General features: G+C 72.4%; 11 protein-coding genes and 1 tRNA gene. 8 read left to right on the plus strand and 4 right to left on the minus strand.

The annotated features are described in order from the left end of the window. Positions 1-346: 346 nt before the first annotated feature. The 5 genes from fsxC (at position 347) to ACIQVL_RS17695 (ending at position 9,461) form a co-directional block, all read left to right on the plus strand. Positions 347-1,711, plus strand: a complete 1,365-nt coding sequence (gene fsxC, locus ACIQVL_RS17675; protein WP_403428895.1) for an FxsC protein — start codon at positions 347-349, stop codon at positions 1,709-1,711. Further along, a complete protein-coding gene (fxsT, locus tag ACIQVL_RS17680; RefSeq protein ID WP_403475727.1) occupies positions 1,701-5,717 on the plus strand; it encodes an FxSxx-COOH system tetratricopeptide repeat protein in 4,017 nt (1,338 codons plus the stop codon). Before fsxC ends, fxsT begins: the two co-directional genes overlap by 11 nt. Positions 5,718-5,836: 119 nt before the next feature. Continuing rightward, positions 5,837-7,045, plus strand: coding sequence for an FxsB family cyclophane-forming radical SAM/SPASM peptide maturase (locus tag ACIQVL_RS17685; protein WP_403475728.1), 1,209 nt, complete (start codon positions 5,837-5,839; stop codon positions 7,043-7,045). Positions 7,046-7,086: 41 nt separating this feature from the next. Beyond that, positions 7,087-8,373, plus strand: a complete 1,287-nt coding sequence (locus ACIQVL_RS17690; protein WP_403475729.1) for an aKG-HExxH-type peptide beta-hydroxylase — start codon at positions 7,087-7,089, stop codon at positions 8,371-8,373. Between the two features lie 131 nt (positions 8,374-8,504). Next, the gene (locus ACIQVL_RS17695) at positions 8,505-9,461 is read left to right on the plus strand and encodes a YIP1 family protein (RefSeq protein WP_403428903.1); all 957 of its coding nucleotides are present in this window, start codon (positions 8,505-8,507) and stop codon (positions 9,459-9,461) included. Positions 9,462-9,557: 96 nt separating this feature from the next. Here the strand turns inward: ACIQVL_RS17695 and ACIQVL_RS17700 are convergent, their stop codons facing one another. The 3 genes from ACIQVL_RS17700 to ACIQVL_RS17710 form a co-directional block, all read right to left on the minus strand. Then, a complete protein-coding gene (locus tag ACIQVL_RS17700; RefSeq protein ID WP_403475730.1) occupies positions 9,558-10,064 on the minus strand; it encodes a phosphoribosyltransferase in 507 nt (168 codons plus the stop codon). 10 nt (positions 10,065-10,074) lie between these two features. After that, entirely contained in the window at positions 10,075-10,650 is a 576-nt protein-coding gene (dcd, locus tag ACIQVL_RS17705; RefSeq protein ID WP_133023558.1) for a dCTP deaminase, read from the minus strand. A gap of 87 nt (positions 10,651-10,737) precedes the next feature. Next, positions 10,738-10,899 carry a hypothetical protein gene (locus tag ACIQVL_RS17710; RefSeq protein ID WP_177233016.1) on the minus strand — a complete coding sequence of 54 codons (162 nt, stop codon included), beginning with the start codon at positions 10,897-10,899 and terminating at the stop codon, positions 10,738-10,740. Between the two features lie 283 nt (positions 10,900-11,182). Between ACIQVL_RS17710 and ACIQVL_RS17715 the strand changes: the two genes are divergently transcribed. Beyond that, a tRNA-Gly gene (locus tag ACIQVL_RS17715) sits at positions 11,183-11,256 on the plus strand. Positions 11,257-11,563: 307 nt separating this feature from the next. On the opposite strand, the gene ACIQVL_RS17720 is transcribed toward ACIQVL_RS17715, so the two are convergent. Continuing rightward, positions 11,564-12,523 (minus strand): LysR family transcriptional regulator, encoded by a 960-nt coding sequence (locus tag ACIQVL_RS17720; RefSeq protein ID WP_403475731.1) that lies wholly within the window; start codon positions 12,521-12,523, stop codon positions 11,564-11,566. Between the two features lie 106 nt (positions 12,524-12,629). On the opposite strand from ACIQVL_RS17720, the gene ACIQVL_RS17725 reads away from it, so the two are divergent. Then, positions 12,630-13,577 carry an NADP-dependent oxidoreductase gene (locus ACIQVL_RS17725; RefSeq protein ID WP_403475732.1) on the plus strand — a complete coding sequence of 316 codons (948 nt, stop codon included), beginning with the start codon at positions 12,630-12,632 and terminating at the stop codon, positions 13,575-13,577. A 27-nt stretch (positions 13,578-13,604) separates the two neighbouring features. Further along, entirely contained in the window at positions 13,605-14,654 is a 1,050-nt protein-coding gene (locus ACIQVL_RS17730; protein WP_403475733.1) for an aldo/keto reductase, read from the plus strand. Positions 14,655-14,696: the final 42 nt, after the last annotated feature.

A 14,696-nucleotide genomic window follows, 5' to 3' on the forward strand; every position in this document is an offset into this window, starting at 1 on the left:
AGTCCCGCCCGGTCTTCCCGCGTGGCAGTCCCGCCTGCTCTTCCCGCGTGGCAGTCCCGCCTGCTCTTCCCGCGTGGCAGTCCCGCCCGGTCTTCCCGCGTGGCAGTCCCGCCCGCTCTCCCCGCGCGGCCGTCCCGCCCGGCCTACCCGCGAGACCCTCCCGCCCGGTCTCCCCGCCCGCCCTTCCCCGCCCCGTATTCCCGCCTCTCCCCGCCCCCCTGGGCACACTTGACAGGCGGTCAGGACGCGGCAGCTTGAGGTCTCACCCCTCGGGGTATGACCCGGACATGCTCTGGCATTCAGGTGGCACACTGTCAGGTCGGCCGGAGAGCACTCGGGGGGCGCCTTGGTTCAGGAGCCGTATTTCTTCCTCAGCTATGCGCGGAAGGACAATCCTGACGAGTTCGTGAAGCGGTTCTACGACGATCTGGTGCTGGAACTCCGTCAGATCGGCGCCGATCCCGCGGCTCAGCCACCGTTCCGGGACGTCGAGGGGCTGGGCCTGGGCGACGACTGGGCGCGGGTGCTCGGCGCCGCGGTCGGGCACTGCCGCGCCTTCGTCGCGCTGTACTCCCCGGCGTACCTGAACAGCGAGTACTGCGGCAAGGAGTGGACGGCCTTCCGGGACAGGCTGCGCGAGTACCGCCGGGAGACCGAGATCGACGTGCCGGCGCTGGTCCCGGTCCTCTGGGCGCCCATGGAGGGGGACCTGCCGGACGAGATCGCCCGGTTCCAGTACCACGAGGCCGACATGGGCCAGGAGTACGTCACGCAGGGACTGCTGCAGATCCTGCGCACCGACCCGATGGGCCTGGCGTACCGCAGGGTCGTCCGGAAGGTCGCCGCCCGGGTGCGGATGGCCGCGGACCGCTTCCGGCTGCCTTTCACCTCCGGTCTCGACCTCGGCGAGGTCCGCGGCCTCTTCCCCGCGGGCGGGCACCCGCGGGCCTCCGCACCCGGTGCCGGGCACGTGGAGATCTTCCTGGCCGCCGGCGTCGCGGACGCGCTGCCCGAAGGGCGGCACCGGTCGGAGTACTACGGGCGCTCGCCGCGGGAATGGACGCCGTACCACCCGCCCAAGGACCCCACGGTCGCCCGGCGGGCCCAGCGGGTGATCATGGAGTCGGGCCCCTACACCAGCAGCGTCGAGGTGGTCGACGCCGGGCTGAGCAGCCGGCTCGACGAGTCGATGGCCAACAACCAGACGAGCATCCTGCTGGTCGATCCGTGGGCCGCGCGCAGCCCGGCCTACCGGGACGTGCTCGCGGACTACGACGGCCAGAACCGCCCGGCCACCGGCGTTCTCGTGCCCTGTCACGACGCCGACGAGGAGTCCGGCGGCGAGTCGATCTGGGAGGACCTGAGCCATGTGTTCTGGCGCAACTGGCGTCGGCAGAACGACCCGCACGATCCCCTGTTCCGGGTCCGGGTGGGCGGGGAGGAGTTCGACGAACGGCTCTCCGTGATGCTGGTGGTGGCCCAGAACCGGCTGATGGAGATGGAGAGCACCACACCCTTGCGGGTTCCCACGGGTCCGACCCCGCCCCCGATGACGGGGCTCACCATCCCGGGCCCGCCCATACCCGCCGACATGCCGCCGCGGTTCCCGTTCCTCGGCGGCGCCCCGACGCCCCGCCCGGACGCTGCCCCGCCCCCACCGCAGCCGCACGGCGGACGATCCGTTCCGAAGGACCCAGACGATGACCAGTAGCACCGGCGGACCGGGCAAGATCGTCACGTTCTACTCGTACAAGGGCGGCACCGGGCGCACCATGGCGCTCGCCAACGTCGGCTGGATCCTCGCCAGCGGCGGCCACCGGGTGCTGCTGGTCGACTGGGACCTGGAGGCCCCCGGCCTGCACCGCTATCTGCACCCCCTGCTGGTCGACCCCGAACTGCGCTCCTCCGACGGCCTGATCAACATGGTGCAGGCCTATGTGCGCACGGTGCTGAGCCCCGAGCCGCCCCCGGTCCGCGAGACCGTCGGCGGCCCCGGGCCGCGTCCGGCCGCGACCGCCGGCGCCGGCGACGACGGCTGGCTGCGGGAAGCCGCGGACCTGACCCCGTACACCGTCGGGCTGCTGCTGGAGTTCCCCTCCGGCGGCCGGCTCGACTTCCTGCCCGCCGGACGCCAGACGGCCGCCTACTCCGCCGCCGTGACCAGCTTCAACTGGCACAGTTTCTACGACCGGCACGGCGGCGGGTACTTCCTCCAGGCCCTGCGCGAGGAGATGGTCGCCACCTACGACTACGTGCTGATCGACAGCCGTACGGGCGTGAGCGACACCTCCGGCATCTGCACCATCATCCTGCCCGACGTCCTCGTCGACTGCTTCACGATGAGCGCCCAGAGCATCCGCGGCGGGGTGGACGCGGCGGCCGCCGTGCGGCGCTCCGCACCCCGTGACATCAAGGTGCTGCCGGTCCCCATGCGGGTCGAGGAGGCCGAGACCGAACGGCTGGAGGCCGGCCGGGACTTCTCCCGCTCCGAGTTCGAACCCTTCCTGAGCTGGCTCCCGGAGGAGGACCGCAGCCGCTACTGGGGCGAGATAGAGATCCCGTACAAGGCGTTCTACGCGTACGAGGAGATCCCCGCCACGATCGCCGACCGGCCGCGCCAGGAGCGCTCGCTGCTCACCGCGTTCGAGCGGCTCACCGAATGGATCTCGGAGGGCCGGGTACGCCGGCTCGCCCCGCTGCCCGTGGACCGGCGGGCCGAACTGCGCGCCGCCTATCTGCGCACCCCCCGTACCCTGCCCACCCAGATCTACATCAGCTACGCGCCGCTCGGCCGGGTCTGGGCGGAGTGGACGGCGGAGGCCCTGGAGTCGGTCGGCTACCAGGTCTCGCTGCACAGCACGGTCGCCCCGGACGGCATCGTCCTGCCCGAGGTGGCCGGCACCCTGAGCGGCCAGGGCCGGGTGCTCGCCCTGCTGTCGCCCGAGTACGCGACCCAGTCGCGGGCCGCCGCGATCCGCCTCCAGCTGGCCGGGCACGAGACGCTCGGCGGTCCCGGCCTGGTCGCCGTCCGGCTCCAGGACCTCGACCCGGCGGCCGCCGGCCCGTACCTCGACAGCACGGCCGCCGACCTCAGCCGGTGCGGTCCGGCCGAGGCCGTCGACCAGCTCCTGGCGGTCCTCGGACCGCCCGCCGGCCGGCGCCTCCCGGACGGAACCGCGGCGGCCGCGGCCGCGGCCCTGCCCGGCTTCCCCGGCTCGATCCCGGCGGCCCAGCGCCTGCCGTCGCGCAACCTCTCCTTCACCGGCCGCGGCCCGCTGCTGGAACGGCTCCGTGACCACTTCACCGCCGGGCCCACCGCCACCGTGCCCAGCCAGGCGCTGTACGGGCTCGGCGGCATGGGAAAGACACAGACCGCGCTCGAGTACGCGCACCGGCACAAGTCCTCCTACGACGTGGTCTGGTGGATGAACGCCGCCCAGCCCGGCCTGATCCGCTCCGCCCTCGCCGACCTCGCCCCCTACCTCGACCTGGAGGAGGGCGAGGACGTGGGCAGCACCGCGGAGGCCGTCCTGCGCGTCCTCGGACAGGGACAGCCCTACGACCGCTGGCTCCTCGTCTACGACAACGCCGGCAGCCCCAAGGAACTCGACGGACTCCTGCCCTCCGGACCGCCCGGCGGGCACGTGCTGATCACCTCGCGGGACCGGGCCTGGGTCAACAGCGCGGGCCGGGCCGAGGTGGAGGTCTTCACCCGGGCGGAGAGCGTCGAACTGCTGCACAGGTTCAGCCCGTTGCTCTCCGCCGAGGACGCGGAGCAGATCGCCCGCGAACTCGGCGACCTGCCCCTCGCGGTGGGGCAGACCGCGACCTGGCTGAGCGAGAGCAACATGCCGGTCGACCGCTATCTCGCCCAGCTGCGGGACCGCCCCGCCGACATCCTCGACCACACCCAGCTGCCGCCCCGGGAGTACCCCAACTCCGCCGCCAGGACCTGGCAGATCGCGGTGGAGGACCTGCGCAGGCGCGACCGGGCGGCCGCCGAGATGCTGGAGATCTGCTCCTTCTTCGGCCCCGACCCCATCCCCATGCGGCTGCTCTACGGCCGGGCGGTCACCCGGGCGCTCACCTCGGACACGGACGAACCCCGCGACGAGATGGCCGTCGCCCAGCTGCTGCGCCTCCTCAACCGGTACGGGCTGGCCCGCAGCGACCAGGGCAGCGAGACCCTCAGCGTGCACCGGCTGGTCCAGGCGGTCATCCGGGACGGGGTCGGCGAACAGCGCTGGGCGGAGCTGCGCAGGGTGGTGCACACCGCACTCGCGGACGCCAACCCGGGCAACCCGGAGGCCACCGCCGACTGGGACGAGTACGACGAGCTCCTGCCCCACCTGGAACCCTCCCGCGCCTCCGCCGACCCCAACCCCGAGGTCCGCAAGCTGATCACCGACTCGGTGCGCTACCTGTGGAAGCGCAGCCTGTACAGCACCGCGCACGACCTCGCCGTACGCACCCTGGAACGCTGGGGGCGCCGGGACTTCCCGGGCGGCCCCGACGACACGCACACCCTGCTGCTCCGTACCCAGCTGGGCAACGTGCTCCGCTCGCAGGGGCGGCTGGTGGAGGCGTACGAACTCGACGCCGACGTCCTGCACCGGTTCACCCGCACCCGGGGCGCCGAGTACCCGGCCACCCTCGCCGCGGCCGGCAACGTCGGCGCCGACCTGCGGGCCCTCGGCCGCTACCAGGAGGCCCGCGAGCTGGACCGCAACACCTACGAGGCGGCGTACGCCGAATTCGGCGAGGACCACCAGCGCACCCTGATGTACGCCAACAACCTCGGCATGTCCGAGTACCTGGCGGGCGACCGCCGGGCCGCCCTGGAACTGCACCGCAGCGCCTACGAACGGCAGCGGCAGAACCAGGGCAGCATGAAGCCGCGCACCCTGAACCTGGCCAACAACTACGCGCGCGACCTGCGCGAGACCGGCGAGCTCCAGCAGGCCCTGAGCCTGCTGGAGACGACCACCCGCCTCTACCAGCAGCTGCTCGGCGACGGACACAGCGACACCCTGCGGGCGCGCAAGAACCTGGCCGTGGCGCTGTGCCGGGACGGCAGGTACGCCGAGGCCCGCGACATCGACCAGGACATCTACAACCGCTACCTGCAGGCCCACGGCCCCGACCACTACGACACCCTCGCCGTCGCCTGCAGCCTGGCCGGCGACCTGGCCGCGCTCGGCGACACCACGCAGGCACTGGAGCTCACCGAACGCGCCCTCGGCCGCTACAAGGACTACCTGGGCGAGGAACACCCCGTCACCCTGGTCTGCGCCAACAACATGGCGGTGTACCTGCGGCTGCAGGGCCGCCTGGAGGAGGCACTCGCGCTCTCCGGACGCACCACGGCACACCTGCGCACCGTCCTCGGGGAGAACCACCCGTACACCTACTGCTGCATGCTCAACCACGCCAACGACCTGGTGGCGGCCGGCCGCGTCCAGGAGGCCGCCGCCATCGAGGCCAGGGCGCGGGAGGGGCTGCTGGCCGCGTTCGGGCCCGACCACTACGACGCCGTCGGCAGCGGCTCCAACCTCTCGCTGAGCCTGCGCGAGCTGGGCCGCACGGCGGAGGCGGACGCCCTGCTGGAGGACGCCCTGGCGCGCGCCCGACACACCCTGGGAGAACAGCACCCGACGACGCTGGCGATCGCACGCGGGGTCCGGCTGGACTCCGACATCGAGCCGCCGACCACGTGAGCGCAGCGCGGTCCGGGCGACCTGGCGGGCGGTAGGATGCGGCCACCCGCCAGCACCCGTTCCGTGTCGACCCGGCCGTCGGCGGGAGCGGCTCCGGTGCGCCCCAGCGAGGCTGGCCCATGGTCCCGTTCCGGCAGTTCCTGTTGAAGATCCACAGTCGCTGCAATCTCGCCTGCGACTACTGCTACGTCTACGAGTCGGTGGACCAGAGCTGGCGCGACCGCCCCCGCGTCATGGCCCCCGGCACCGTGCGCAGGACGGCCGCACTGATCGCCGAGCACGCCCGCCGGCACCGCCTGGGCGAGGTGCACGTCGTCCTGCACGGCGGCGAGCCGCTGCTGGTGGGGCCGGTGCGGCTGGACGCCGTACTGCGCGAACTCGCCGACGCCCTGCACGGGGTGGCGGAGCTGCGGCTCACGCTGCAGACCAACGGCCTGCGGCTGGTCGAGGACCCGGCACTGCTGCCGGTCCTGGCCCGGCACGGCGTCCGGGTCGGGGTCAGCGTCGACGGCACCGCCGCCACCCACGACCGGCACCGCCGCCGCCCCGACGGCCGCGGCAGCCACGCCGACGTGGCGCGGGCGCTGCGGCTCCTCGCCGACGGCCCCTACCGCGCCCTCTACGCCGGGCTGCTGTGCACCGTCGACCTGGCCGCCGACCCGGTCGAGACCTACGAGGCGCTGCTGGAGTTCGCCCCGCCCCGGCTCAACCTCCTGCTGCCGCACGGCACCTGGGACAGCCCGCCGCCCGGCCTCGCCGACCGGACCAGCCCGCCGCGCACGGCGCCCGGAGCCGCCCCCGACGGACCGGCGCCGTACGCGCGGTGGCTGTGCGCGGTCTTCGACCGCTGGTACGACGCACCGCACCGGGAGACCGGCGTCCGGCTCTTCGAGGAGATCCTGGCGCTGCTGCTCGGCGGCACCGCCCGCAGCGAGACCGTCGGACTGACCCCGGTCGACCTCGTGGTCGTCGAGACCGACGGCACGATCGAACAGGCCGACTCCCTGAAGGTCACCTACCCCGGGGCCCCGGGCACCGGTCTGGACGTCTTCCACCACACCTTCGCCGACGCCGCCTGCCACGAGGCCTTCCGGGCCCGCCAGCGCGGACTGGCCGGCCTCGCCCCCGTCTGCGCCGCCTGCCCCCGCGCGACGGTGTGCGGCGGCGGCCTGTACGCCCACCGCTACCACCCCGGGGCGACCCCGACCCCCTTCGCCGCCCCGTCCGTCTACTGCCAGGACCTCGCCGTCCTCGTCGACCACATCGCCGAACGGCTGCGCCGGGACGTCACGGCGCTGCGTGCGGCGGCAGAGCCGGCCGCGAGATGACGGCGCCCCGCACCCGGCCCGCCCGCGAGGAGCAAGCCCCCGTGCCCGTCCCACCTCCCGACCCGCGCCCCGTGCCCGACCCGCGCCCCGTGCCCGTCCCGCACTCCGACCCGCGCCCCGTGCCCGTCCCGCACTCCGACCCGCGCCCCGTTCCCGACCCGCGCCCCGTGCCCGTCCCGCACTCCGACCCGCGCCCCGTTCCCGACCCGCGCCCCGTGCCCGTCCCGCACTCCGACCCGCGCCTCGTTCCCGACCCGCGCCCCGTGCCCGTCCCGCACTCCGACCCGCGCCCCGCCCCGTCCGCCCCCGGCACCCTCGCTATGCACGACGTCGACCCGGACCTGTTCCACGCCGTCGCCCGCGCCCGCGGCGGCACCGCGGCCGTCGCCGGGCTGAGACGCGGTCAGCTCAGCAAGCGCAGGCTGCTGATGGCCGCCGTCCGCCGGGCACTGCCCCCGGGCTCGGGATTCGACGAGCCCTACCGGCGGCTGGCCGCCCTGCACCGCGACGATCCGGACCGCTGGCGGGCGGTGCTGCTCCACCCCTACCTCGACGAGGGCCTGGCCCGCGCGCTGGCCGGGTGCGCCGACGGCGACCGGCCCGACCTCTCCTGGTTCGGCGAGCTGACCGACGGCGGACCGGCCGCCCTGTCCGGACCGCACCTGCTGGCCACCGAGTGCGACGGCCTGGTGCTGAGCCTGCGGCTGGCCGACCGCGGCCCCTTCCGCGACGTCCACGGCCATCCCCTCGCCGGGCCGCAGAGCACCGCCGAGGCCGGGCAGTGGCAGCGCGCCCTGGACGGCGCCTGGCAGGTCCTGGTCCGCCGGCATCCCTGGCACGCTCAGGCCGTCGCCGCCTGCCTGTCCACCCTGGTGCCGCTCCGCCCCGGACCGGGCGGCACGGCGGTGAGCTCCGCGGCCCGCCGGGCCTACGGCGCCGTCGCCCTCTCCCCGCCCGCCGATCCCGTGCTCTTCGCCCTCACCCTGGTCCACGAGTTCCTGCACGTCCAGCTCGGGGCCCTGCTCGACCTGGTCCCCCTGTACGGTCCGGCGTCACCGGCCCGCTACCACGCCCCCTGGCGCCCCGACCCCCGGCCACTGGACGCGCTCCTCCAGGGCACCTACGCCCACCTGGGCGTCTGCGACTTCTGGCACACCGAGCGGAGCACTGCCGCGCCGTCTCTCCGGGCCGAGCGGGAACACGCCACCTGGTACGGGTACACCTGCGGTGCCGTCGACACGCTCCTCCGCAGCGGCGAGCTCCTCCCGGCCGGCCGGCGCTTCACCGAGGCCATGCGAGCCGCCCTCGCCGGGCTCAGCGGGGACTGACCTCGCGGCGGCCCCCAGCGGTTTCCCGGGGCCCCTGGGGCCCCCTAGGGGATGTCACAGCTCTGCCGCAATGGCGGGCTCCGCCGCCCGAGCCCGCACACGGTTCTCCGGGACCAGGTACGTTCGATGACGTGGCTGGATTCAGGAACGGACGCGGCGGCCGGGACGACCGCGCCCCGCAAGCGCGACCGCAACAACCCGCGTACGGGCAGCAGGCGCCGCCCCAGAGCTACGGTGGGCAGCCGGGGCCGTCGTACGGATACCCGTCGGCCCCGCAGCCGTACCCGCAGCACGGCGGCGGGTCCGGCTCCGGCTGGCCGCAGGGCCAGGCGCGCGGCGGCCACCCCGGCCGGACGCAGCCCGGCGGCGACGGCCCGGAGTACTTCGGCGACGACAACGGCTACGGCGGCTACGGCACAGGAGCCCCCGACCCGTACGCGGCGAACCACCCGGGCAGCACCCAGGCCTTCTCCGTCGACGAGGCCGAGGGCTACACGCAGGGCGCGACCTACCACGCGGGCTCGGCGGCGCCGTCCGGCCCGATCGGCCCGCGCCTGCACTGGAAGGACCTGCTGAAGGGGATCGTCCTCGCCCCGAACCAGACCTTCCTCCAGATGCGGGACTACGCGATGTGGGGCCCCGCCCTCATCGTGACCTTCCTCTACGGCCTGCTCGCCGTCTTCGGCTTCGACGGCGCCCGCGCGGACGCGATAAACGCCACCCTCACCAACGCGGTCCCGATCGTCCTGGTGACGGCCATCGCGATGGTGCTCTCGTCCTTCGTCCTGGGCGTGGTGACCCATACCCTGGCCCGCCAGCTCGGCGGCGACGGAGCCTGGCAGCCGACGGTCGGCCTCTCCATGCTGATCATGTCCATCACCGACGCTCCCCGCCTGCTCTTCGCCATGTTCTTCGGCGGCAACGCAGGCTTCGTCCAGCTCCTCGGCTGGGCCACCTGGGTCGCGGCGGGCGTTCTGCTCACCCTCATGGTCGGCAAGTCCCACGACCTGCCGTGGCCGAAGGCCCTCGGCGCGTCGGCGATCCAGCTGATCGCCCTGCTGTCGATCGTGAAACTGGGCACGTTCTAGCACCGAGCACGGCGCGGTTCTGGCACCGAGCACAGAGCACAGACGAAAAAGGGCCCCGGCACTGCCGGGGCCCTTCGTCCGTGCGCTCGTCCGCCCTCAGGCGTCCAGAACCTGCCCGGCCCGCTTCACGACGGGAGGCAGCACGGACCACGGGAAGTTGATCCAGTCATCGGTCCGCTTCCACACGTACTCGCACTTCACGAGCGAGTGGGACTTCTCGTAGATCACGGCGGACCGCACCTCGGCGACCGTTTCGAGGCAGAAGTCGCGGACCAGCTTCAGCGTCCTGCCGGTGTCGGCGACGTCGTCCGTGATCAGGACCTTCTTGTCGCTGAAGTCGATGACGTTGGGGACGGGGGCGAGCATGACCGGCATCTCGAGAGTCGTCCCCACGCCGGTGTAGAACTCGACGTTCACCAGATGCAGGTTCTTGCAGTCGAGGGCGTAGGCGAGCCCGCCGGCGACGAAGACGCCGCCGCGCGCGATGCTGAGCACTATGTCGGGCTCGAACCCGTCGTCGGCGATGGTCTGCGCGAGCTCGCGCACGGCGACGCCGAACTGCTCGTAGGTGAGGTTCTCCCGCACGGGACTGTCGCTGCTCATGACCGGCCCCTCACACCTGTGTCCGGTGGAAATTGAGGTAGGAGCGGGAGGCGGTGGGCCCGCGCTGCCCCTGGTAACGGGAGCCGTAGCGCTCACTGCCGTAGGAGTGCTCGGCGGGGGAGGAGAGCCGGAACATGCACAGCTGCCCGATCTTCATGCCCGGCCACAACTTGATGGGGAGGGTCGCGAGATTGGACAGCTCAAGGGTCACGTGCCCGCTGAAGCCGGGGTCGATGAACCCGGCGGTGGAGTGCGTGACCAGCCCGAGCCGCCCGAGCGAGGACTTCCCCTCCAGCCTGGACGCAAGATCGTCGGGCAGGCTGATGACTTCGTACGTCGAGGCGAGCACGAACTCACCGGGGTGGAGGATGAAGGGTTCGTCGCCCTCGGGCTCCACGAGCCGGGTGAGGTCCGGCTGCTCGACGGAGGGGTCGATGTGCGGGTACCGGTGGTTCTCGAACACCCGGAAGAAGCGGTCCAGCCGCACGTCGATGCTCGACGGCTGCACCATGGATTCGTCGTAGGGATCGATCCGTACCCGCCCGGCGTCGATCTCGGCCCGGATGTCCTTGTCTGAGAGAAGCACGCCCCGAGGATACGCAAGGCGCGCGGACCCACGACAATCGTGACGAGTCCGCGCGCCCGTGCTGCTGCTGTTTCTGTTCTTCTTCCGCTACTGCTGCTTCTCCAGTGCGACCGGCACGACGCTGCGCAGCCGGGCGCACTTGGGACACCGCACGAGCCGGCCGGGGCCGAGCCGCTCGGCCTGCTGCATCGGGAACGAAGCGGTGCTGAACACGTGCCCTTCGGCACAGCGGACGACGGTGCGTTCCATCAAGTCCCTTAAGTCCCTTCCCCAGGAGCCGCGTCGGGCTTACTGCCGTGACGACGGAAAGCCACATTACGGGATCAAAGGGACGGCTCTCCAGGCGGCACTCCGGCCTGCCGGGCCCCTCTCCCACACCTCCACCGTACGCCCCAACTCCGGCCTCCCGCACCCGGATCCCACCCCCGCACCACCCCTCGAAACGCACACGAACCCCACGGTCCGAGCACCGGGGGTCCGTCATGAGGTACAGTGAGCGAGCGTTCAGGCACCGACGTGATCGGCGTCTTACGCGGGTGTAGTTTAATGGTAGAACATCAGCTTCCCAAGCTGAGAGCGCGAGTTCGATTCTCGTCACCCGCTCCATGTGAAACCCCCAGGTCAGTGGCCTGGGGCTTTCTTGTTGTCCAGACCTCTTATCGCCCCTCGCGCTCCGGACACGGCTCGAGATAGGGCACGCGGAGGGCGCGGGGCCCCTCGGCGTATTTGGCCGCCACCTACCCTCTCCTCAACTGCGCCGCCTGGCACGCCCCTTGGCGCACGAGGCCATGGCACGACACGAGCCAAAGCCATCGGCCTGTCGTCCCCTTGGCGAAGGGCGACGACACCGCACATGAGAACCCGGTGCAGCAGGGCCTCTTCAGCGCCCTTGTGCGGCCTGCTCGCGACGGTGTCAGGTAGCCGCTGTCCGTGGTCTTTCCTGCTTCCAGGGTGAGGCGGCCGCAGCGACCGTGGTGGCCGCACGGACGAACGCGGCGACCGCCGTCGAGTGGGAGGTTTGCGGCCACGCCACGGCCAAGGTGGCGGGTTCCAGGTCGTCGACCGGCAGGAAGGTGATCTCGGGTCGCGGATACCGTCGGGTGAGCGAGGCGGGGAAGAAGCAGACGACACTGCCGAGTTCGACGAGCCTGAAGATCTGCGGCAGGTCCGAGGCGTTGTGCTCGGCGCTCTCCGTGAGGGTGTCGGTCCCGTCCGGGCCGGGCCGGTTGTCGTGTGCGCCGATCGGGCGGCGCCGGCCGGACACAGGCCCTCGGTCTGCAGGAGATCCGTCGGGAAGGCTGAGCCCTGCCAGGTCGGCCAGACACAGGGACGGCCGGGCGGCCAGCGGGTCGGCGGCGGCCAGGGCGAGCAGGAACGGCTCGGTGGCCAGCTGCTCGAAGTCCAGGCCACGGTCGTCGAAGGGGGCGAGCAGCAGCGCGGCGTCGGCGCGGCCGTCGCGTACTGCCTGCGCCTGCTCGCCGAACCGGCCGAGCACCAGCGCGACCGGCAGGGCCGCCTCCTGCCCTGCGTACGCGTCGAGGATCTGCGGCAGCAGGCCGCCGTCGATGTCGGGCTTGAGCGCTAGCCGCAGCCGAGGGGTGGGCTCGCCGGCGTGCTGGGCCCGTCGGCCGGCCGCGCTGATCACGTCCAGCGCGGTCCGGGCGTCCCGCAGCAGGGTCTCCCCGGCGGCCGTGAGCTCGACCTGGCGCGTGGTGCGCCGGAGCAGCGTCACGCCGAGCTGGCGCTCCAGCTCCCGGATCGCACGGGACAGCGGAGGTTGTGCCATGCCCAGCCGCTCAGCCGCGCGCCCGAAGTGGAGTTCTTCCGCGACCGCGACGAAGTACCGGAGCTGTCGCGTCTCCAGCTCACTCATACCTCCAGGGTATCAACAGCGCCCGAATCGGTCCTTCAGTCCCGCCGCTCCACAGCGTTGGCTGGCAGCGACGGCGGATCGAACGCCGAGGAAGAGGAGATGAGCCATGCGTGCAGTCGCGGTGCGCGGGATCGGTGGGACGCCCGAGCTGATGGAGCTTCCCGTCCCCGCCCCGGCGCCAGGAGAGGTTCTGGTGGAGATGGAGGCGGCGTCGGTGAACCCAATCGACATGGGCATCGCCGCGGGGACGTTCGAGGGTCGTATGCCGCATGTGTACCCACTCGTCCTGGGCGTGGACGGCGTGGGCCGGGTGACAGAGGCAGGAGAAGGCGTGTGCGGACTGAAGCCCGGCGACCTGGTGCACGGCCAGTTCTTCCGCTCGCCTCTGGGTCACGGCACCTTCGCCGAGTACACGGTCGTCACGGAGTTCCCGAACCACGGGGCGCTCCAGCGCGTCCCGGACGGCATGACCGCCGAGATCGCGGCGGCGCTGCCGACCGCGGGTATGACCGCGCTCGGCGTGCTGGAGGCCATGGGCCTGCGGGCCGGGCAGTCGCTCCTGATCGTGGGCGCCACCGGCGGGGTGGGCGTGTGCGCCGTCCAGCTCGCGGCCGCTCTGGGCGCGGAGGTGATCGCGACCGCACGGCCGGACGCCGACCGGTGGATCCGGCAGCTCGGCGCCGCGCAGACCGTCGACTACACGGCCGGTGACACAGCGGAGCACGTGCGCAAGACGCACCCCGACGGGATCGACGCCTTCCTCGACCTCACCCGCGACACGGCCCGGTTCGGTACCCATGCCGCACTCGTCCGCGACGGCGGCGCGGCCGCGTCCGTGACCTTCACCGCGCCGCCGGAACTGCTCGGCTCCGACCGGATCGCCGTGCACAACTTCGAGATGCGGGACAAGCCGGACCTGCTCGCCCGGATCACCGCGGAGGCCGCGTCGGGCAGGATCACGGTCCCCGTCCAGCGGGCCGTCACGCCACAGGAGCTTCCGGATGTGCTGGCGCGAGCGGGCGGCGCGCGCGGCAAGACGGTCGTACGGATCTGATCTTCGAGACGGAAGGAAGAGACCATCGTGGACTACGTCAAGCTCGGCAGCACGGGCCTTGATGTCTCGCCGATCGCGATCGGCGCGATGAGCTACGGCGAGCCCGACCGCGGCCATCCGGTCTGGTCGCTCGGCGAGCAGGAGAGCCGGCTGCTCATCAAGCACGCCCTCGACCAGGGCATCAACTTCTTCGACACGGCGAACGTGTACTCGCAGGGCTCCAGTGAGGAGATCCTCGGCCGCGCGCTGCGGGACTTCGCGGACCGCGACGACGTCGTGATCGCGACCAAGCTGCGCAACCCGATGCGCTCGGGCCCCAACGGCAAGGGCCTGAGCCGCAAGGCGATCATGACCGAGGTCGACCACTCGCTCAGGCGCCTCGGCACGGACTACATCGACCTCTACCAGATCCACCGGAACGACCACACGACCCCGCTCGAGGAGACCCTCGAGGCGCTGCACGACCTGGTCAAGGCCGGCAAGGTCCGCTACCTCGGCGCGTCCTCGATGCCGGCCTGGGAGTTCGCGAAGGCGCTGCACCTCCAGAGCGAGCACGGCTGGGCACGGTTCGTGTCGATGCAGGACCACTACAACCTGCTCGCCCGCGAGGAGGAGCGCGAGATGATCCCGCTCTGTCTCGACGAGGGCGTCGGCACGATCGTCTGGAGTCCGCTGGCTCGCGGACGCCTCGCCCGCGCATGGAGCGACGCGAGGTCGACCGCGCGAGGCGGCAACGACGGGTTCGCCGAGATGCTGTACACACCGCGGACCGAAGAGTCCGACCACGCCGTCGTGGACACCGTCGGCCGCATCGCGGAGACGCACGGCGTCGGACGGGCGCAGGTCGCCCTCGCCTGGCTGCACAGCAAGCCGGTCGTCGTCGCCCCGCTCGTCGGCGCGAGCACGACCCAGCAGATCGACGACGCGGTCTCCTCGCTGGCCATCGAGCTGACCGGCGAGGAGATCCGCGCACTCGAGGCGCCCTACACGCCCCGCCACGACTTCCAGGGTGTCTCCGACGACGCCGAGATACGGGCCATCATGGCCCGCCTGCCCCAGTTCACGCCCGCGAGCTAGGTGTGCTGTCCCGGGACGAAGCCGACGGCCGTTTCGGCTTCC

It is taken from the genome of Streptomyces sp. NPDC090499, assembly GCF_044769305.1.
Taxonomy (GTDB): Bacteria; Actinomycetota; Actinomycetes; order Streptomycetales; family Streptomycetaceae; genus Streptomyces.